General features: G+C 36.5%; 19 protein-coding genes. 14 read left to right on the top strand and 5 right to left on the bottom strand.

Annotated features, from left to right (window positions below):
* Positions 1-11: 11 nt before the first annotated feature.
* Positions 12-740, bottom strand: coding sequence for an SOS response-associated peptidase family protein (locus ABMA76_RS05325; RefSeq protein ID WP_392908353.1), 729 nt, complete (start codon positions 738-740; stop codon positions 12-14).
* Positions 741-810: 70 nt separating this feature from the next.
* Between ABMA76_RS05325 and ABMA76_RS05320 the strand changes: the two genes are divergently transcribed.
* Positions 811-1,086, top strand: coding sequence for an acylphosphatase (locus ABMA76_RS05320; protein WP_392908355.1), 276 nt, complete (start codon positions 811-813; stop codon positions 1,084-1,086).
* Here the strand turns inward: ABMA76_RS05320 and ABMA76_RS05315 are convergent.
* Positions 1,083-1,385, bottom strand: coding sequence for a metal-sensitive transcriptional regulator (locus tag ABMA76_RS05315; protein WP_392860735.1), 303 nt, complete (start codon positions 1,383-1,385; stop codon positions 1,083-1,085). The two genes, ABMA76_RS05320 and ABMA76_RS05315, sit on opposite strands and share 4 nt — an antisense overlap.
* A gap of 177 nt (positions 1,386-1,562) precedes the next feature.
* Between ABMA76_RS05315 and ABMA76_RS05310 the strand changes: the two genes are divergently transcribed.
* Positions 1,563-3,218: a S8 family serine peptidase gene (locus ABMA76_RS05310; RefSeq protein ID WP_392908357.1), complete on the top strand. Its 1,656-nt coding sequence runs from the start codon at positions 1,563-1,565 to the stop codon at positions 3,216-3,218.
* Here ABMA76_RS05310 and ABMA76_RS05305 read toward each other — a convergent pair.
* Together ABMA76_RS05305 and ABMA76_RS05300 are read right to left on the bottom strand one after the other, a co-directional pair.
* Positions 3,211-5,511, bottom strand: a complete 2,301-nt coding sequence (locus tag ABMA76_RS05305; protein ID WP_393061061.1) for a hypothetical protein — start codon at positions 5,509-5,511, stop codon at positions 3,211-3,213. The genes ABMA76_RS05310 and ABMA76_RS05305 overlap by 8 nt on opposite strands.
* On the bottom strand, positions 5,511-5,984 hold the full coding sequence (locus ABMA76_RS05300; protein WP_392908361.1) for a hypothetical protein: 474 nt from the start codon (positions 5,982-5,984) through the stop codon (positions 5,511-5,513). Before ABMA76_RS05300 ends, ABMA76_RS05305 begins: the two co-directional genes overlap by 1 nt.
* Positions 5,985-6,079: 95 nt before the next feature.
* Between ABMA76_RS05300 and ABMA76_RS05295 the strand changes: the two genes are divergently transcribed.
* From ABMA76_RS05295 to ABMA76_RS05245, 11 genes are all read left to right on the top strand, one after another.
* Positions 6,080-7,435 (top strand): cytochrome c biogenesis protein ResB, encoded by a 1,356-nt coding sequence (locus ABMA76_RS05295; protein ID WP_392908363.1) that lies wholly within the window; start codon positions 6,080-6,082, stop codon positions 7,433-7,435.
* A gap of 170 nt (positions 7,436-7,605) precedes the next feature.
* On the top strand, positions 7,606-8,052 hold the full coding sequence (locus ABMA76_RS05290) for a hypothetical protein (protein ID WP_392908366.1): 447 nt from the start codon (positions 7,606-7,608) through the stop codon (positions 8,050-8,052).
* Positions 8,053-8,171: 119 nt separating this feature from the next.
* Complete coding sequence (locus tag ABMA76_RS05285; RefSeq protein WP_392908368.1) at positions 8,172-9,152, top strand: PHB depolymerase family esterase; 981 nt, start codon at positions 8,172-8,174, stop codon at positions 9,150-9,152.
* A gap of 80 nt (positions 9,153-9,232) precedes the next feature.
* Positions 9,233-9,799: a hypothetical protein gene (locus tag ABMA76_RS05280; protein WP_392988979.1), complete on the top strand. Its 567-nt coding sequence runs from the start codon at positions 9,233-9,235 to the stop codon at positions 9,797-9,799.
* A gap of 132 nt (positions 9,800-9,931) precedes the next feature.
* Positions 9,932-10,864 carry a hypothetical protein gene (locus tag ABMA76_RS05275; protein WP_393061059.1) on the top strand — a complete coding sequence of 311 codons (933 nt, stop codon included), beginning with the start codon at positions 9,932-9,934 and terminating at the stop codon, positions 10,862-10,864.
* A gap of 11 nt (positions 10,865-10,875) precedes the next feature.
* Positions 10,876-12,216 (top strand): cytochrome P450, encoded by a 1,341-nt coding sequence (locus ABMA76_RS05270; protein ID WP_393061057.1) that lies wholly within the window; start codon positions 10,876-10,878, stop codon positions 12,214-12,216.
* 168 nt (positions 12,217-12,384) lie between these two features.
* A complete protein-coding gene (locus ABMA76_RS05265; RefSeq protein WP_393061055.1) occupies positions 12,385-12,966 on the top strand; it encodes a hypothetical protein in 582 nt (193 codons plus the stop codon).
* A 37-nt stretch (positions 12,967-13,003) separates the two neighbouring features.
* A complete protein-coding gene (locus tag ABMA76_RS05260; protein ID WP_392908379.1) occupies positions 13,004-13,579 on the top strand; it encodes a hypothetical protein in 576 nt (191 codons plus the stop codon).
* Between the two features lie 70 nt (positions 13,580-13,649).
* The gene (locus tag ABMA76_RS05255) at positions 13,650-14,567 is read left to right on the top strand and encodes a hypothetical protein (protein WP_393061053.1); all 918 of its coding nucleotides are present in this window, start codon (positions 13,650-13,652) and stop codon (positions 14,565-14,567) included.
* Positions 14,568-14,894: 327 nt separating this feature from the next.
* Positions 14,895-15,509 carry a hypothetical protein gene (locus tag ABMA76_RS05250; protein ID WP_393061051.1) on the top strand — a complete coding sequence of 205 codons (615 nt, stop codon included), beginning with the start codon at positions 14,895-14,897 and terminating at the stop codon, positions 15,507-15,509.
* Positions 15,509-16,519 (top strand): tyrosine-type recombinase/integrase, encoded by a 1,011-nt coding sequence (locus ABMA76_RS05245; protein WP_392908386.1) that lies wholly within the window; start codon positions 15,509-15,511, stop codon positions 16,517-16,519. Before ABMA76_RS05250 ends, ABMA76_RS05245 begins: the two co-directional genes overlap by 1 nt.
* Before the next feature lie 24 nt (positions 16,520-16,543).
* Here the strand turns inward: ABMA76_RS05245 and ABMA76_RS05240 are convergent, their stop codons facing one another.
* The gene (locus ABMA76_RS05240; RefSeq protein WP_392908388.1) at positions 16,544-17,206 is read right to left on the bottom strand and encodes a hypothetical protein; all 663 of its coding nucleotides are present in this window, start codon (positions 17,204-17,206) and stop codon (positions 16,544-16,546) included.
* Between the two features lie 126 nt (positions 17,207-17,332).
* Between ABMA76_RS05240 and ABMA76_RS05235 the strand changes: the two genes are divergently transcribed.
* Positions 17,333-17,914: a hypothetical protein gene (locus ABMA76_RS05235; protein WP_392908390.1), complete on the top strand. Its 582-nt coding sequence runs from the start codon at positions 17,333-17,335 to the stop codon at positions 17,912-17,914.
* Positions 17,915-18,169 lie beyond the last annotated feature (255 nt).

Genomic DNA, 18,169 nt, shown 5'->3' with positions numbered 1-18,169 from the left:
TCCCTCATATTTTAGGCCCATTCGTAATCATAGCGCTCTTGATACGGATGGGTAAGAATCTCATAAGCATCTTGTGGCCTTAAGGTCTTTGGATTAAGCCAATCACTTAAATTCTCTTCCTTTAAAAATATTGGGCAGCGATCATGGCCCATGACTTCTATTTCTTTAGGTGGATCAGTTGTTATAATGGCAAAGGACTTAAAACTTATCTGCTTATCATTTGATGTCCACTCATCCCATAGGCAAGGTGCAAGGATGAGCTTGCCATCTTCTGGATGGAATTTGATTAGCGTCTTCTTGCCATCCTTTTCAACCCACTCATAGAAAGCATCAAATGCAACCACACCATGGTTTTTCATAAATAGTGGCGCCCATGTTTGTCGCTTCTCAAGTGAATCAAGTCTAGCGTTAAAGACGTTGAACTTTGTAGGAATCTCTTCTTGCGAGCCTCGTGGACGAATACGGTAACGCATAGGAGAGATGGTTCTTTCTTTGCCTTCTTGAGTAATTATATTGGTGAAGTAATTTGGAAAAATGCGTCCTTCACTATCTGCAGTTTTAAAGACATCGCTACTTGGCTTTCTTTTTAGGCCAAGTATCTTTTTAAGCTCCAGAGGATCGATGGATGCTTCAAACTCTTGTAGCATTCGAAATGATTCATAAGCCTTCGTGTTTAAAGGAGTATTAAGCTTTTGTGAAAGCTCTTTTAAATTTGTTTGCGCTTGTATCGAAAAACACATGCTAATATCTTAACATATAATTAAATAAAAATTGCATCTTCACTTAGTAAGAGCATGCTAGGATGATTTTATGATTAATAGAAGATACCGCGTCGAGGGCGTTGTTCAAGGTGTTTGGTTTCGTCGAAGTACTTATGAGTATGTTCTCAAGCATACACCGACAATTACTGGTTACGTTAAAAACCTTAAGGATGGCAGTGTCGAAGTGTTGGCCAGCGGTGAACTCGACGATATTACAAATCTAGAAGAATTTTTAAAGGTCGGCCCAGAGACGGCCAAGGTCACGAATGTGACAATTATTGAAGAACTACCAGTCTCAAATTTTACAGAGTTTCAGATTGGTTAGTCCTTTCTGATAATTGTACAAAGTTGATCTATTTTTTCATCAATTAGTTTTGTGTCTTGTGACTGAATTGCTTTAGCAACACAACCCCTTAAGTGATTCTCCATGACAGAGCTTTCAAAGCCGCGAAGGGCGCCGCGAATTGTTTTTGAGCGGTGAACGATATTAATACAATACTTACCATCTTCCACTAAATTGATAAGGGACTCAAGCTGTCCTTGAATTCTTTTAAGACGATTTAAATGTGAGCGGTGATCTGCTCCTGGCGTATTGATAAATTTCTCTAGGTCGATTTCATTCATGGCGACATACTAGCTAAGAGGCCAGAATTCGTCTATATAAACCAATGATAAAAATAGCCTACGGGGTATATTGTGAACGCCTAAGTGCTTGAATTCACACTGTCTAAAATATGTCTACGCATGTAATCTATTCATTATTTAGCTCTTCGCTAATCCTTGCATGATAAAACGCTCGCTATGAAATATATCACAACAGCAACAACAATTATTTTATCTCAACTTTCTCTAATGGCCGCACCATGCCCTACAAATAAAGTCGTAACTGACGGAAATTGGCAAACGACGTATCAATGTGAAAATAACAAACTTACGTCTTCGTTAGAAATAAACTTAAAGACGGGGACAAAAACGGGGGCGAGTACATACGATCTTCAAGGACGCATGCTTACAAATGATTCATGGAGCTCTGATGGCATCTATACATATCATGCTGAGTATGAGTATTTTGACAATGATGAGCGCTTAAAAAGTGTATACGTTATTAACGAAAATGGCGTTGTTACAGATAAAATAAAAGCGAAGACACTTGTAAAAGGTGATCTTGATGATCCTACTATTTTAAAAGAATGGGTCATCTCGCAAAGTTCATATAAGCAAATTGGTATTAAACACTATCGATATGATGATATAAATGATGATGACTTCTTTTTTGTAAAACCATATCGCATTGATGTTCTTGGAAAACAGGGGCAAGTCACTAAATACTATGAAGTTATCTACAATATGAAAGCGCCTTTAGCTAACCTCGTTTCAGAGTTTAGGGCATTCTCTCCTGATGGTGAATTAATTGGCCAGTATAATGAATCAGCTCCATTTAGTGTTAGTGAGCAGCTTAAAAAGTTTAATCTTACAGAAGATGAATATAAAAGAAGACTTAGTATTTTTGAAGATAAGACACGTGAGCCGGTCGTTATTATTGATACAGGCTTTGATATTATGCACCCTTCATTAACACATAAGTTATATAACTCACCATTTGATCTCGTTGGAGATGGCGTCGATAATGATGGCAATGGGAGAGTCGATGACTCTTGGGGATGGCAAAGGCAAGATGATGCTGGTTTAAGCCTTTTAAGAGATGATAATAATATTCGTGAGACTCACTCTCTTATTCACACACCATATCCTGTTTCACACGGTACTCACGTTGCGGCCTTAGCACTTAAGGATTTGGACAAGTATGGCCTTGTTGGTTTTGCCGGAGATGTTGCTATTTCTGATCACCTTGAAAAAGCCGCAGAATATATCACAGAGAAGAAAGTTAAATTTGTTAATATGAGTTTTGCAATTGGCTTTCCAGGTGCGCCAATGTCTGCACCTCGTGAATCTTTTTATTACCTTGAAAAAACTTTTGTTGAGAACCCTGAAACGATCTTTGTTGTGGCCGCGGGAAATGCTCGAGGGAATCTCGATCTCGATCTAAAAGGAAATGACAATTACCCGGCAAGCTATGATTATGCCAATATGATAAAGGTTGGGGCGTTAAATACAGCAAATCTTGAAAAAGATAAAATGGATACTTATAGGCCAGCTAGCTTTTCAAAGTTTGGAAATAAGAAAGTTCAAATCTTTGCTCCTGGCCAAGGCGTAGTATCTGCACAATCTGGTGGTGGAACAATTCCTTTAAATGGAACTTCGATGGCCGCTCCATTTGTGACAAATGTATTGTTAAAGGGTCATAAACTTAATCCAGAATTGTCACCTTTAGAACTAAAGGATCTTCTCCTTGCTACGGCCTATATTCCAAAAAATGGAAGGCTTCCTTGTGAGAGTGGTGGGATGGTTGACCCTGAAGCATTTTATAAGGCCGTACAAAGAACTAAGTCTAATTAGCACGGCCCTTTGAAGCTTGAGAGAGCTGGCGTGACAGCTCTCTAATTTCTTCTAAACTTCGATTTGAATAATCAGTCGTCTTAATTGCCTCTTTCAAGGCCTTGGCCTTTGGTTCGATTGATTTAATTAAGCTTCTTCTCTCATTATTCTTTGCCACAACTTCTCTCAACACTGTCTTTAACTCACTGGCAATAGCATTCATATCATTTGCTTGCGCTGCTTGATCTGCATTTCTTATAAAGTTTCTTAGCACATCTTTTGAGCGTTGAGAGGACATTGGTACTGTATGTTCAACATCACCAGCTCTTAGTGAAATTGAATAGTAATTGTTATTGTCTTTGATAACTCTTACAAAGCTATCGCTTCCAATACTTACTCGATAAGATCCTTGTTCTCTAATTGGTTTACTCAATTGAGAAGGAAGAATTTTTGACATCAAATTTAAATTTAGAGAATCATTTTGAACTTTAAAGCCTCTTGAAATATTAATTATCGTGTCGGCCTTTGCTGAAACCTTCGCTAGTGTTAGACCAATTTGAGGGTCCTTTCTTATTTTACGTGTAACACTGTGAATATCCTGTGCATGATTATAAACTTCTTCCATTGAAAAGTAGTTTGTGTAAGTTCTACCGTCATGAAGCTTTCCATCCTGTTTTAAGTGTTGAACTCGTAAGTCATAAGCAGATTCCTTTCCAATTGAGCGGTTATATTCAAACTTAGCGTGTCTAAACTCGTGTGGAACAGTATTAGCATAGCCGCCGTCCACAAGCTCTCTTAAGTTAGAGAAGTTGAATGAGACGGCCCTTGTTGCACGATTAGAAGAGCCTTGTGCAGGCTTTAGATCATCAGGATAGAAAATAATCTTTTGTCTAAAATCGTTATTTCTAAATCGATTTAACCTAAGAACCGCTGGGTTATTTTGATCTGCAGCAAACTTGTTAAATTGTAATGCTTTTTTCTTCACAACTTCATTTGTGTCTTTTTTAACGGCCTTGCTTTCAATAACACGAACAGAAAAACCTTGGTCATTTAATTCTTTTGCAAGCCTTATGACGTTGTCGTCAGAAGAGTCAATCCTTGTTGCTTCAATCGCTGCAGATGCTCTATTTTGAGAAAGCTTACTCTTTTCATCAAAACGTAGTAAATTAGCAAAACCAGTACTTGAGACAAATGTGGCATTATCTGTCGCGATTAGAGTTGTATTTCTTAGATACATTTCTTGCGGAGAAATAACAATTTGGTTTCTTCCACTTTGTTTCATATAAGCAAGTAGCTCCTTGGCTGCATCAGAATTTGAAGCAGCTAAATCGCTTTCTGTTAAAAGAATTCGTTTTGACTTCTTTCCACCAATTTCAATGACATTGATACGATGAGGTAGATCAACTTTTTTAACTACCTGCAATAGCGCATCGACTTGTGCATTTGCAATTTCTGTAATTTGTTCTGGTTTTTCAAATGCTCTCTTTGATAAAGAGAGGTCGAGTCTTGCTAAAAAACTTGATTCCTCTGAGTAAGGACCTTTTGTATTGACCACGTCTTCATCAATATCTTGTTTCTCATGTATATTTGTTTCAAGCTCATTTTTAGCGAAGTCTTCACGAGTATAGCGCTTAACACCTTTGCCTGACTTTAAAAGAAATTTTGCTACCTTTGCTATTACAACAGTTGGTGGAATCACATAAGAGCCTGCAAATTGACAGATTGCTTTTGTTCTGGCCACTGGAGAGAGGCATGCATAGTTGGCCTGTGTCGAATAATATGTATCTTGAAGCATATTAAAAATGATTGTGCCCATCGTTTTTGAAAAATGTTTTGCAGCATTGATATAGTGCAAAGGGCCTAGGCCATCTGTTTCGCTGAGTGAGCGTGACCATTCCATTGCAAGCATATGCTTTGCACTTTGGAGGGTATTTAGAAGTTCATCATTCTTCTCCCCGCGGTACTCATCATCAATAATATAATCAACGACAGAACCTATGAATTTCATGAACTCAACGGCCGAACCCCAAAGCCCTTTTAGACAAGAAATAAAGTCAACGGCAATATTACTTTCTACAACTAGGCTTGGGTCACATCTCCTTTTGTCAACTGCTTCAATATCATCACAGATTGGAGAGTTAACTACAATCTCACAAAGCTTTTGAGAGTTCGATTCATCTAGAATATTTAGGTTTCCAATTTCAAGACACTGAGTATGAGCAACACTTAAGTCCAGTTCATAATTACTCATTGGAACAAATGCATGTACCGACATGCTTAATACCACGATAAAAACTGTACAGAGTCTTCTCATTATCTTTGCTCCGTAACAAATTGAAACTTTGAATTTAAGTCTTTAATATCTGCTTTAGTAAGTTTCTTTTCTGAACTTAACATCGTGATGACAGTGCGATCTTTGTAGAGACGATGGATTTCAGCAAGATAGATTTTTTTAGCTCTAGAGTTTTGATAGCTTCCAAGCTTGTAAAGTTGAATATAATTTTTCTTTTTTGTGAAATCTAAGGAATCAGTTTTGAAATCAGAGAAGTCACTATACTTGAGTACTTTATTTCTTTGGTCTAAGTATTTTCTTATTTTTTCTTTAGTGTATTTTTCGATTTTATTATTTGCTTTCTTATCTTCTACGCTAAGTCTCTTGTGTGACTTTTTCCATACCTGAATATTATCAAAACTGAAGTCGTGAACCCACGTTAAATTCTGATTATCACTAGCATATGCAAGTTGGCCAAAAAGTAAAAAAAATGTCAGTAGAATCGCTCTTCTCATACTGTATCTTATCGGTTGGTTAATTTAGCGCTTTACTTATTTTAATGGCCTTTTCATCAATAGACAGAAATTTGGGCCCGAGTTATGCTAATTGTATGAGAAAAGTATTATCTAAGATCGACCATTCTCTTAGTAGTGTCTACGGAACAATCACACTTCTTGTTATTTTTGTCATATATTTGGTCATAGGTGTAACTGTTGATTACTTCTATGGCCCAAAGATTGCGGATACTCTTGTATTCAATGGGCCATTCTTTGCTTTTCTTTTAGCGGTAATAACTCTTTCTTTAATTCTTGGGCTGTTAAAAAGGTGGCCCTTTCGAAAGAAGTTCTTGGGGATCTATTTTTTTCATCTTGGTTTAATTGTTTTATTAGTAGCAACGATTGTCTCTTCTTTTGTCACTAAGAGAGGCCGTATTAATTTAACAAATGGAGCTGAAACAAATACTGTCGAACTCAATAAGTACCAGGCCCAAATTAGAAATCGACAAACAGGAGAGACTCTCTATGTTGATTTAAATTTTTCTATTAGGCCCCAGGGATTAAACTTGGACTTTGGCCCTGTTTATCTCATTTCATACCTACCATTTAGTCGTAAGTATCATGCAAATTACGATAGTCGTGGTGAAAATAGTGTTAAGATTTTGAGACAATCTCGTTATCTTTCTAATGCAAAAACAGAAGTACTTTATCTTTCGACAAATCAAGAAGATCACAAGAGTACAGTAGTTGATGGTAGTTTAGAAATTATCCTCTTTAATCAACTGATGTTGAAGTGTCTTGATAATCTATCAACAGTTAATCCAGACTGTTCTATTTTTCTTCGTCGTAAATCAATCCCCGAGATCAAGGCCGAACTTTGTGTTAGTAACAAATATTTAGTTAAGGAAGATGGTTTTTATTCTCTTGGTAATAACTGTCGATTAGGTCGCGCTAAACTCGAACTAGTTGGTGATTCTTTTAAGTATCGTTTATTGGATTTTAAAAGGGATACTGCGCTTAAATTGGAGTATCGCTATAGCAGTAATTATAAAAACAATAATTCTGATATCTTAAAATATTATGAGAAGGGAAATACCCAAAAAATTTACCAAATGAGACTTGGAGAAAAGAGAGAGATTATTGATTATGATGGCCGCTTCTATGATCTAAAATTTCAGAAAAAGGCATTGAGGCTCCCATTTGATATACGGCTAGAAGATATTGATGATAGTAGTGTTGCAACTATTCTTATTAACGGTAACAAAGAACGAGTAAAGTTAAATGGTAAGCTTTATCGTGATTCATGGTTAATTAAACTTGAATCGTTCTCAGGTGTAAGTAACCAGAACTCTATCAATTTAACTCTTTATTATGACCCTTTGCGTACCGTGAAGGTTATCGGCTTTGCTATTTTTTGCTTTGCTCTTATTCTTATAGGCCTTGGCTTTCTTTATCGTAAAATTCGCTAAATTACCGAAATCTCCAATGAAATTCTCTAGATAATGTAAAGTTAAGAGATTTTTTATATTTTCACTCTTAACTTTACTTTTCTTAAACTGACCAGTTTGTCTGGATTCGCTATAAGTTTCATCAAGAAAAAAACATTATTTTTTAACAATTGAAAACAGAGGGGAAACCTATGAAACATTTAGTTCTTATTTTATGTGCAGCATTTTCACTATCATCTTTTGCAAAGCTTCAATCAGCTAGTATCGAAATTGATCGCTATGATACAGAGGAACAAGCAAAGAAAGCATGTCTTGATGCAGAAGTTGAATATGATGAAATCAAGGATGTCAAAGTTGAGGGAATTGACTTTGAATTCGTAACAAGAAAGAAAGGAAGCAGCTACCTATGTGAAATCAGAACAACTCTAGATAGCTACGAGCAAGTTCTTTCTAAGAAGCAAATTAAGCAAAAAATCACTAATAACTACGATAAGTCGTACACAGAGTGTATGAAAATGAGAAATAGAATCATCAATACAACTATTGGTTATGTATTTGGTGATGTGGATTTCTATAAGAAAGGTATGTTTGGCGGTGGAAAATACGTCTGTGAATTCAACTTTATTGTTGTCGAATAATCAATAAATCTTAGGGGTTTGCTGATTGTTCTAGCATATATTGGGGGCTTTGTGAGGAGGCCCCCTTTAAATATTTCACAATCATTTAAATTCGATAGATTTTGTTCTATAAAACAAAAATGAAAAAACTAATCATTATCTTTTTTGTCCTAATTTCAAATACTTTTGCTCTTAACTTAAGTGATAAGGTGACTGTCTCGGGTATCTCTTCAGGGGGATTCTTTGCACATCAGTTCCACATTGCAAATAGTAGTCTTGTGGAAGGAGCCGCCATTTTTGCTGCTGGCCCATATTACTGTGCAAAGGGCTCTGTGGCCCTGGCAACTAATACCTGTATGAAGGGAAAGGGAATCTGGGGAAGTGGTTACCAGTCTTATGTATTCGCTAGCGGCCTAGCAATGATGGGACTAATTGATCCGATTGCAAATCTCAAAGACGATAGAGTTTTTATTTTTTCAGGACAAAATGATCAAACTGTTGTTTCAAGTGTGAGTGAAGAACTTAGAGATTTATATGCTTTCTTTGGTGTTAAGAAGCTCGAGTACGAAGGAACATTAGCTGCTGGACATACATATCCTACTGAAAATAAGGGTGTTGAATGTGAAGTTTCAAAAGTACCTTATATTGGAAATTGCAATTATAATGGTGCTCTAAAGTCGTTAACATCACTTTACCCAGATAAGAAACAAAGACGATTTACTTTTAAGGGGAAAACTGAAGAAGTTGATCAAACAAATTATTATTCTGCATTTGATGTTGGAGCATTTTCGCCACTTCTTCAAGACAAAGCCTACTTATATATTCCTTCACGTTGTAAGGGCAATAGAAAGTGTGACCTTCACATTGCTTTTCACGGATGTAAACAAACAATTGATCATATCGATATGAGCTATGTTGAGGATACAGGAATTAAAGAAGCCGCTGATAAGCTTGATCTTGTTGTTCTTTTTCCGCAAGCAAAGAAGTCTGTGATTCCTGGCCGTAATCCACATGGGTGTTGGGATTGGTGGGGACACTCGGGCGCCAACTATCACCTTAAAGATGGCCAACAAATGCGCATCATTAAGGCGATGATCTTAGATATTTTACAAAAATCTTAGTAGTTCATTGAAACACAGGATTTTTGTGGTAAATAAAGACTGTTTTGAGAAATTATACTAAGTTAATATTCATTTTAATATTGAGCACCTCTATATTTGCAGGTGAGGTTGTTGTTGATTTCTTCGAATATTCAACTTTCTCAAATGATCATATTATCGATCATATCTCAGAGGTAAGAGGACAGTTAGCAGCAACGACAAGAGGAAGCTTCTTTAATAAGAAATGTTTCAAAGAATATCATTCTAACTATCCTGACAAACCGTCAACTGTTTCATATCTCTTAAAAGAAAATATTGTCTTTCCAATAATTGGAAAAAAGCGAATCAGTCTTGGTGATCTTAGGAAGACTTATAACGACGCAAAGAGTGAATTATTACTTAGGCTTGCTAAGGAATGTAAGACAAGTGATTATCTTCTTGTTCTTGTCAAAGGTAAGACGAAGAAAGGTCACCCGTTTAAATCAGATTTCTATATTGAATTCGATAAAGATAATCTCACCCTTATATCTGGACTTGAGAAATACGAGCTCAACGATACTTCACCAAATGAATCAAGACTAGCACCTTCAACTCTTCGAAATGGAGATTGGGATAGTGTCTGGCGTGAACTCGAATTCAAAGAAAGTGGCTACGAAACAAATTTCTAACTTGGCCCATACCTTGCAATTTACTACCCTGAATATGTAATTTGTTAAAGAATTTAGCACTTTATAGGCGTCTGAGCGTTCATTTTTTGATCAGCTGGCCTGTAAGTATACGATTCTCAAAGGGTAATACTTATGAATAAATTAATCTCTATTTTCTCTGTTTTCTTAGTTCATTCGATGTCTTTCGCTGCGATCTCTATCGCTGATCAGGCCATGGATAGTGTTGAATACCAAGAAATTCGTCTTCATGAATATGGTGACCGTGCAGACCTAGGCCTTCGCGCACAAGGTAAAGCTAAGGTAGAAGGTAAGTTATTTGCGGAAACAAAGGCCAAGTTCTCGGCAACAAAGAAGGCCAAGGCCAATGCTACTTATAGTATTAAGAGAATTTGTGACAATAACGAGAGAATCGATTTCAGTAATACTGACTGTTATATCGCAGGCGATATGGCCTATTGCTCAGTGGATGCAGATGTTGAATGTATTGGTGTAAACAAGAAGGAACTGATCATTCAAAAGGTTAAGGCCGGCCTTATTGATCCTTCGCCAGCTTGTGTTGATTATCTTAAGGAAGATTATAATATCGATGATAAAGTCGTCGAATACTGTAATAAGATTACTTCTGAAGTGCAATTTACTTGTATGACGTACGCTACAAGTTACTCTTCTTTTAAAGTCGCAAGTATTGCTGCCTGTTCGGCCTATATTTCTCAATCAGAAGAAGAAGCACAGATAGGCTTATCTGTATTAAGAAATTATGTTGGCAAAGGTGAGCTTGATATGAAGTATCCTGCTCCGACTACTTCGGCAGTTCTATTAATGGCCGCTGTTAATACGAAAGAAGAAAAAAATTGTGTTGAGAATTACTTGAAAACAGGCACACTAAAGGTAGATGAAGTTGAAAAGTCATGTATTCAAGATGAGCCTACTGAATTAGATGCGAGAGAGTATGAGGTTTTTGGCTTTGTTATTTCACCTCGTACTGTTGAATATGGATTTAAAAAACCTGTAAGTGATACGGCCCGTGGAATTTTTGATCGCCTTGGCGACATTCTAGGTCTTTAGAAGAAGGTTATATGAGCACTATTCCAAGTTTAAAAACATTACCAATTATCGGCAGCATTGGAGAGTTAAACTTCAAAGATTGCCTTTTTAAACAGCTTAATGAGAAAAGTAATGCGCTTGGTGATTCATATCGATTTAAAATTTTTAATAAAGATATTGTTGTTATTGGAAATTATGATCTCTACAAAGACGTTATTGTAAAAAAAAGAAATACATTCTTAAAGGGAAGTACCCTTAACGAGATAAAGCATATTAATAAAGGTAGGGCCTCAATACTTGATGCCGATGGTAAACAATGGCAAGACTTAAGAGGGGAGTTAGTCCACTTTTTTACTCCCAAAGTACTTGAGAATCTCTATACAATTACAAATCGTAGACTTGAAAAGGATCTTCCACTTCTTGGTAAAAACTCTCTTGTTGATGATGTCGAAGTTTTAATGGGAAAAATAGCTTTAGCGATTACAAGTGAATTCTTTATCGAACACGACTTTAAAATTCAAAAAGAAGAAATTACTAACTCAAAAGCTGAATGTGATAGTTTTTATTACTTCCAAAAATTTCTAATTGCTGAACTAACAAAACGTATGAATTATGGGCCGATGTGGAAGTACCTACCAACTTTGAGCAATTTTCGTTTTTCTAAATTCATCAAAGAAGGGAAACAATTTGTTCGCCAAAAAGTCGAAGAAGGAACTACGAGCTATACTTTAATTACTCACTTAAAGGATCAAGGCCTTGATACTGAAGCAATCATTGGCCAAATTTATGGGCTTGTCGGAGCATCGTTTGAGTCGACTGCTGTTTCTCTTACTTGGGCACTTTACTTTCTTGCCCAAAATGAAGAACTCCAAGATGAATTATATAAAGAATTAAGCTTATTAGATCTTACGAATTCAGATTCTATTATAAAAAATCAACTGCTAGAAAACCATGTCGCGGAGACTTTACGTTTAAGACCGGCCTTCCCTATTTTATTTAGAGAAGCCGTCGAAGATGAAGAGTTAACAAATGGAGATATAAACTTCAAAGTAAAGAAAGGTACCATTGTTTTTTCTCTTCTTGGTAAAATCCTGAATAATCAGCAGATCTGGGGAGACGATCACAACCAATTTAACCCACACCGTTTTAACAACTTATCTAGTGAACAAAGAAAGGCCTATATACCGTATTCAACTGGAACACGAACTTGTCTTGGACGAGAGATGGCCAGCATCGAAGTAAAGCTTATTCTTGCACATATTCTAAGAAGTTATCGCGTAAAAGCGGCTTGTGATTTAAGTAAAGTGAAGCCAAAACAGAAGTTTGTCTTTAGTAGTGATCGTGAGATTTCTTTAGAATTTATCCGTCGGTAAATATTGAAACAAATTTTAATCTGAGTATGACTGATTTCGATGTAAAAGACTCTTTATGTTTTAGGATCGACGATCTATAATTAAAAGATCACCTATGACTTGGGACTAAGCATACTATTGAGCTCAAAAAAATTCATGGCCCTCTTAAAATGAAGAAGATTATTACTAATGTCACAAAATAAAATACTAATTTCATTCTCTGCTATACTCATTATAATTGTTGCTGTGGCCATTGGCTTCGGTAAGTATAAAGACCATATGGATTCGCAATTACTTGATAAGAGCATCATTCATGGCCACGGCGAAAAAGCATTGGCCGAACTTCAAGGGTCTATTTCAAGATTAGATATATCTAATGAAGCAAAAACGATAATGAGTGAATCTCTATTGAAAGTCTTAACAGCTATTAAAAATCTTTACACTAGTGATGATAATGAAAGCAATATCTTTTCAGTAAAGGTTCTACGCTGTTTTTATCGAGAATTAATGTACACTCAAAAGGAATTTCAGTTAGACACTTATAAACTAATGCCTCTCAAGAAGTCTTGGGATGAGATTCAGTATCCAAGAGGAGCTTCAAAAACTTTTCTTCAAAAGAAAATAGGACGTATAGGTGTTGCGGCAAAAATTAGTAACCAGTTTTGCTTTGATCAAGGACTGGCCACTAAGTTACGGCCAGAGCCGAGAACGAATAGCGAGGGCCTTAAGGGCCTATTTAATGGGTTAAATATTCTTAAAAGAGTTCTTTAACCGTTGTTTAAATTGTTCTGTGCCCGATGAGTTCCTTATGATTAAGTATCTCACTCTCCTTATATTTATGATTTCCTTCATCTTAGTTTCGGCCTTCTCATGTTCTAGTAACGAGAAAGGCGAAGTAAAAGATAGAACCCCCAGCTCCGAAGAACTCAGCGATTATGACAGGCTTGATCAAAATTGGCGTGATAGGGGAATTGAGGCCCGCGATAATCTTGGCATGATTGAAAACCGTTTTGGCCAACAAGATATGTGTATCAAGGATTTTGAAAGAGCATTTTATTATTTCGCAGTACCAGAGCATGCGTATGTCCTTAAGGCCAAACAGGCCACAGGTATGGTTTATACCTTCAATATCTTGCACGGCAGTGAGCTTCGCGATGACCCGACATTTCTAAAGATGACGATGGTGAATTTCTATTATGACACTAAGGGAGTTTTGATAAAAGTCGATGTACCTATTCTGGCCCGTGGATGGCGAATGCAAATGTCTTCAAAAACACCTAATGGATTCATGATCGACAATTCAAAATGTTATTACTTTATTAATATTAATGATCCTTTTGAGTCTGGTGTGCTTTCAGTAAAATCAAATGGAAAGGATATTTAATAATATACGTAGTTATAAAATTAAGAATTCTTAAATACTGACAATGCCTCCATTGGGCTAGTCTTTTTGAATGAAAATTAAACTCTTAATATTTCTTGTTAGTTTTAGTACTCTTGCCTTGGAAGTCGATAGCTTCACTCATCGTGATGAGGCCATAAGTAAAGAAGATGCTTTAGCGCAAGTAAATAAGTACGTAAATAATAAGATAAGTTCTGCTGTAGCTGAAGCCAATCATGCAGATAGGATTTTTGGCCAGAGGTGTAGCAACTATACCATTCGTCGAAAGATTAAGAAGAAATTCGTTGCTAGCCTAAAGGGGATCTTTGTCACAGCTCCAATTCAGCGCTATATCGACAAAGGAAAAATTGGTAAGGAGTACTTGGTAAAAACTAGAAAGAAAGAGTCTATTTATCGCTATATTCCACTTATCTATAAACCCATTCTAAACCTAACTCCTTACTCTCCATTACTTAAGGTAAACGATGCTCTTATTGGCAGTGATAAATTTAGTCACATGTTTAACTTAGGCTATCTATACTTTCGAAAAATGGAACATGGCCTAAGTATTAAAGAGATCCTTCGTTATGGAAAAAACTCAGAAAGGATCATGTGGGGTGGTTTCTTTAATGGCATTGTTTCAAATGGTGACCTAGTCGCAAATTTTCAAGGGATGCGTTTTTATCAGCACCTCTTTGGTAAAGGAATTGATCCCCTTACTAATGATGATTTAGAAGGCGATGGTATTATCAAGTGTATTAATGGAAAGTTTCAAGTCGTCGCCGAAATTGACATGGCCGAATTTGTTGATGATGGAATGGATGAAGGTATAAATTGTAATAGCTACACTTCAAACTTTATGCGAAAAAATATCAAGAAGGCCATGGATAAGATTCCGATGTCGTGTCCCGTTGAAGTCGATCAATGTGAGGCCCTTGGAGAGAAGTACTCTCATCTTTCAAAGTATCTCCTATATAGCGAATGTCGTTAGCTCTAACACATTTTGTTTGTTTATATTCTTTTATCAGACTCATTCATATTGCTTCAGCAATCAGGTTGATGTGACTCTTAGATGTCGATCATCGTATGAAACAATACGAAAAGAATTTAGATGATAAATTTAATGTCGCTTAAAAATATTTACCGTGACAGATTTTAGTCGTAAAAACATGACATATTTTAACATGAAAAGTAACATTTGATATATCTAGGCATAATTGGAGTTATGCCTAGATAATCAAAAATGAAAATCGACGTGGGGAAAAATTGAATTATTACCCATGTGAATGATAAAATAGAATGTAACCAAGGAGCGGTTATGAAAGAGCTTAGATCCCTGTCTGGCAGGACTTCAAAGCCTGAAACAACACCATTGATAGAAGCACCCAAATACGATGAATATGACATGCTTATCTTATCTCAAGGAAGTATGCACAGCGAATTCGCACATAAGCATGAAAATGAAGAAGTCATTCATAAGACCCTTATGATAAAGAATAAATATATTTCATGGGCCTATGATCTCGTCGCTTCAAAAGTAACAAGAAAGAGGCCAGGGCTTGGAACTATCCTTAAGACATTAGTTGAGCAATACGATAAGGAACTTGTAAGAAAGAAGAGGCTTCTCACTAAGCTTAGAAATCTGTTTGATCTCATTATTGATGATACAGAACTTCTTATCTCTAATAAGAAGCATGGACGCCATAGTCAGGCCCAGCATTACCAAGCACGTGTTTTGAAAGGTCGCCATATTTTTAAACGCCTACATTTTGAATTCATGTTTGATGAAGACGATCTCTTAGAAGTCTTTACGAAAAAGGAATTGGCACAAATTAACACTTGGGTTATCTCTCCTAAGGAAAATCTTCTAGAAGCACTTGAGTCGTGGTCAAAGAGTTATAAGCATACTGTGGATGAAAGGTCGTTTCAGTAATGGTTGAGATAAGCTACGCTAGATCAAGGGCCATAAGGCCTGCTCGTGCCCAGTCGAAAATTAATGATATCTTTGAGGACTTCTTAACTAAGTCTAATTCAGCTCACACTAGAGATGCTTACAGACGCGACCTTAAGAAGTTTCTAACGTTTCTGAAGGGATTTGAAAGCTTTGGGGGCCTCTCTGATGTATCTCAACGCCATATTTCGGCCTACCGTGACTATCTTCTAAAGAAAGAAGAATTAAAGGATGCAACTGTCGCAAGGCATCTGTCTTCCATAAAGCGCTTCTTTGACTTTTTAGTGGAAAAAGAACTTTGCTATAAGAATCCAGCAACAGGTGTCTTTCGCCCTAAAGTCGTTATGGAAGTTAAGACAAATGACCTTAGTGCTAGTGAGGTTATGGACCTGTTTGAAAGTGTCACACAAACTAATCGCGATGGTAGCGACAATCTAAGCGGCGTTCTTCACTATACTGTTCTAAAAGTTATGTTCTATACCTTACTTAGGAAGTCGGAATTAATTGCACTTAAAGTAGGGGACTTTGCTAGTGATAATATCGGAAACTATCTTCACGTAAGAAGTAAGGGTGGAAAGAAGCAGAAGGTTTATATCTCCGATGAAACCTTTAATGATATCAAACACTATATGGATGTCTTTAGCTCACGTCGTGAATTTCACGAAACTGAACCTTTATTTACTTCTGGACGTAAGTCTAGTGTGCTTAGGCCTCTTAATCGTAATACTATTGACCAGATCTTTCAGAAATATGCCAAGCTTGCGGGGATCAAGCATAGAATCTCGCCGCACTCATCACGTGCTACTGGCATTGGAAATCTCTATGAGAATGGTGCAAGCCTTGAAGATCAGGCCACGTATGCGAGGCACTCAGACCCTCGCATGACCTTTCTCTATAATAAGCGTAGGAAAGAAAAGATTAATGAAATTGCAAATATTGTGAATTACCTAGATAGGCCCGATGAGAATGGCAATGAAGAAGCCTCGAGCTAAAGTCGAGGCCTTTGAATTTATTAATTATTTTTCGTATCCACGAGATTCAATTTCTGCTCTTACGATCTTTTTAAAATCATATGCATCAATTACTCCACCGTAAACAACTGTGAAGTATCTTGGATTTGATTGTAGCTCTCTAAAAGTCACAGGGTCTCTTCTTCCATTTAATGCTGCTTGAAGAAATGTTTTGTATCCTCTCGATTCTAAGTAAGCGATACCTTCGTCAGTTAAAACTGTATTTCTCTTATATCCTTCACAGAGTGATCTGCTGTCATTAAGGTCATTTAATACGTCTAAAAACTCTTCATTCGAAATTTTATAGCGTTTTGCAACTGAGCGTTTGAATTTTTTAAAGTCTTTTTTATGATCTTCACTATTTTCATTCATCGTCGACACGAATCTCTTATAGAATTTGTACGTTCCTTTGTAATGAATCGATTTATAAAGAACAAGAGGTGACATCAATACTGCAGCTAATGGTGACATGATGATTGAATAACCATCTCCACTGGCCCAAAGAAACTGAAACATATCTTTATACTCACTACCCATAACTGCTAAGACGTTTTTAGAAGCTTTCTCACTATGTTGAATTGTTGTATTTTCATAAATTCCTACACAATTTGCTGAAACAGACGCTGAAAGTGTTGATACCAGTGCAAGTGCTAAGATTAATTTTTTCATGTTTTTCTCCTCGTTTGTTTTCTGTGAGGACAAAGTAATCGAATCCTCGATTTCTCTCATTTACATCAGGTGACGTTTTAAAAAAACGTGTAAGCTTTACAATGATTTAAGAATTTTTAAGTACTTATGAAGATTGAATGCGCCGATTATCCATTCATGTCTTATCTTGATCTATGTAGTGAATATAAGAAATCTCGTGAACTCTTCTTTAAGACTCACGACGATGCCGCTGATTTTGCCATAACTTTATTTAAAGGATTTAAGAGTTATTTAAAGATCGCTGAGAATGAGTATGATTTAATCAAGTTAGTACCAACAATCCAATTTAGTGAGGAAGATGAAGGAGAGTATTTCTCTCCAATAGATGAAGATGTGTCCTATACTCCACATGGTGCAGTTAAGCTTGCTGATAATGGCTACTGGGTTTTCTCAATTCTTCTAAGGCTTCATATGGATGGAAATAAAACTCTCCTGCCTGCTGAAAATATCAAATTTGATATAAGTTATAAAAGAGTTCAACAGACAGTCTATTTTAAATATGTGCAAGATAGGCCAGATATGCAAATCAAGTGCGAAGAGCTTGTGAGTTATATGAAAGAAAACGTCTATCCAGAAATGGAGAAGACCGTTGTTGAATTTTATCGCAGCCAAGTAAAATTCTTTCAACACGATAGAAGCCTAGAGCGAAAAATTGGGCTCATTCCTTAGGGGCGCGGGTACCAATGAAGATTTCCAATACTTAGCGCTAGAATTTGATAAAATCTCCCGATTTTCTCCTATAAAAGAGCAAAGACACTGTTAAAAGTTCGACTTTTTTCTACTTATTGGTCATTTCTTGAGAAATAAACAGCGAAATTTATTATAAACGTCAGATAAGTTCTCGATATCTCGATTGGTACCCGGCTGAGGTCAATTTTCCAGTGCAACTCCGGTAATTTGATAAATGAACACCCTTGTTCTAAT

It is taken from the genome of Halobacteriovorax sp. ZH5_bin.2 (genome assembly GCF_043196375.1).
Taxonomy (GTDB): Bacteria; Bdellovibrionota; Bacteriovoracia; order Bacteriovoracales; family Bacteriovoracaceae; genus Halobacteriovorax_A.
This window is presented reverse-complemented; position numbering and strand designations above follow the sequence as displayed.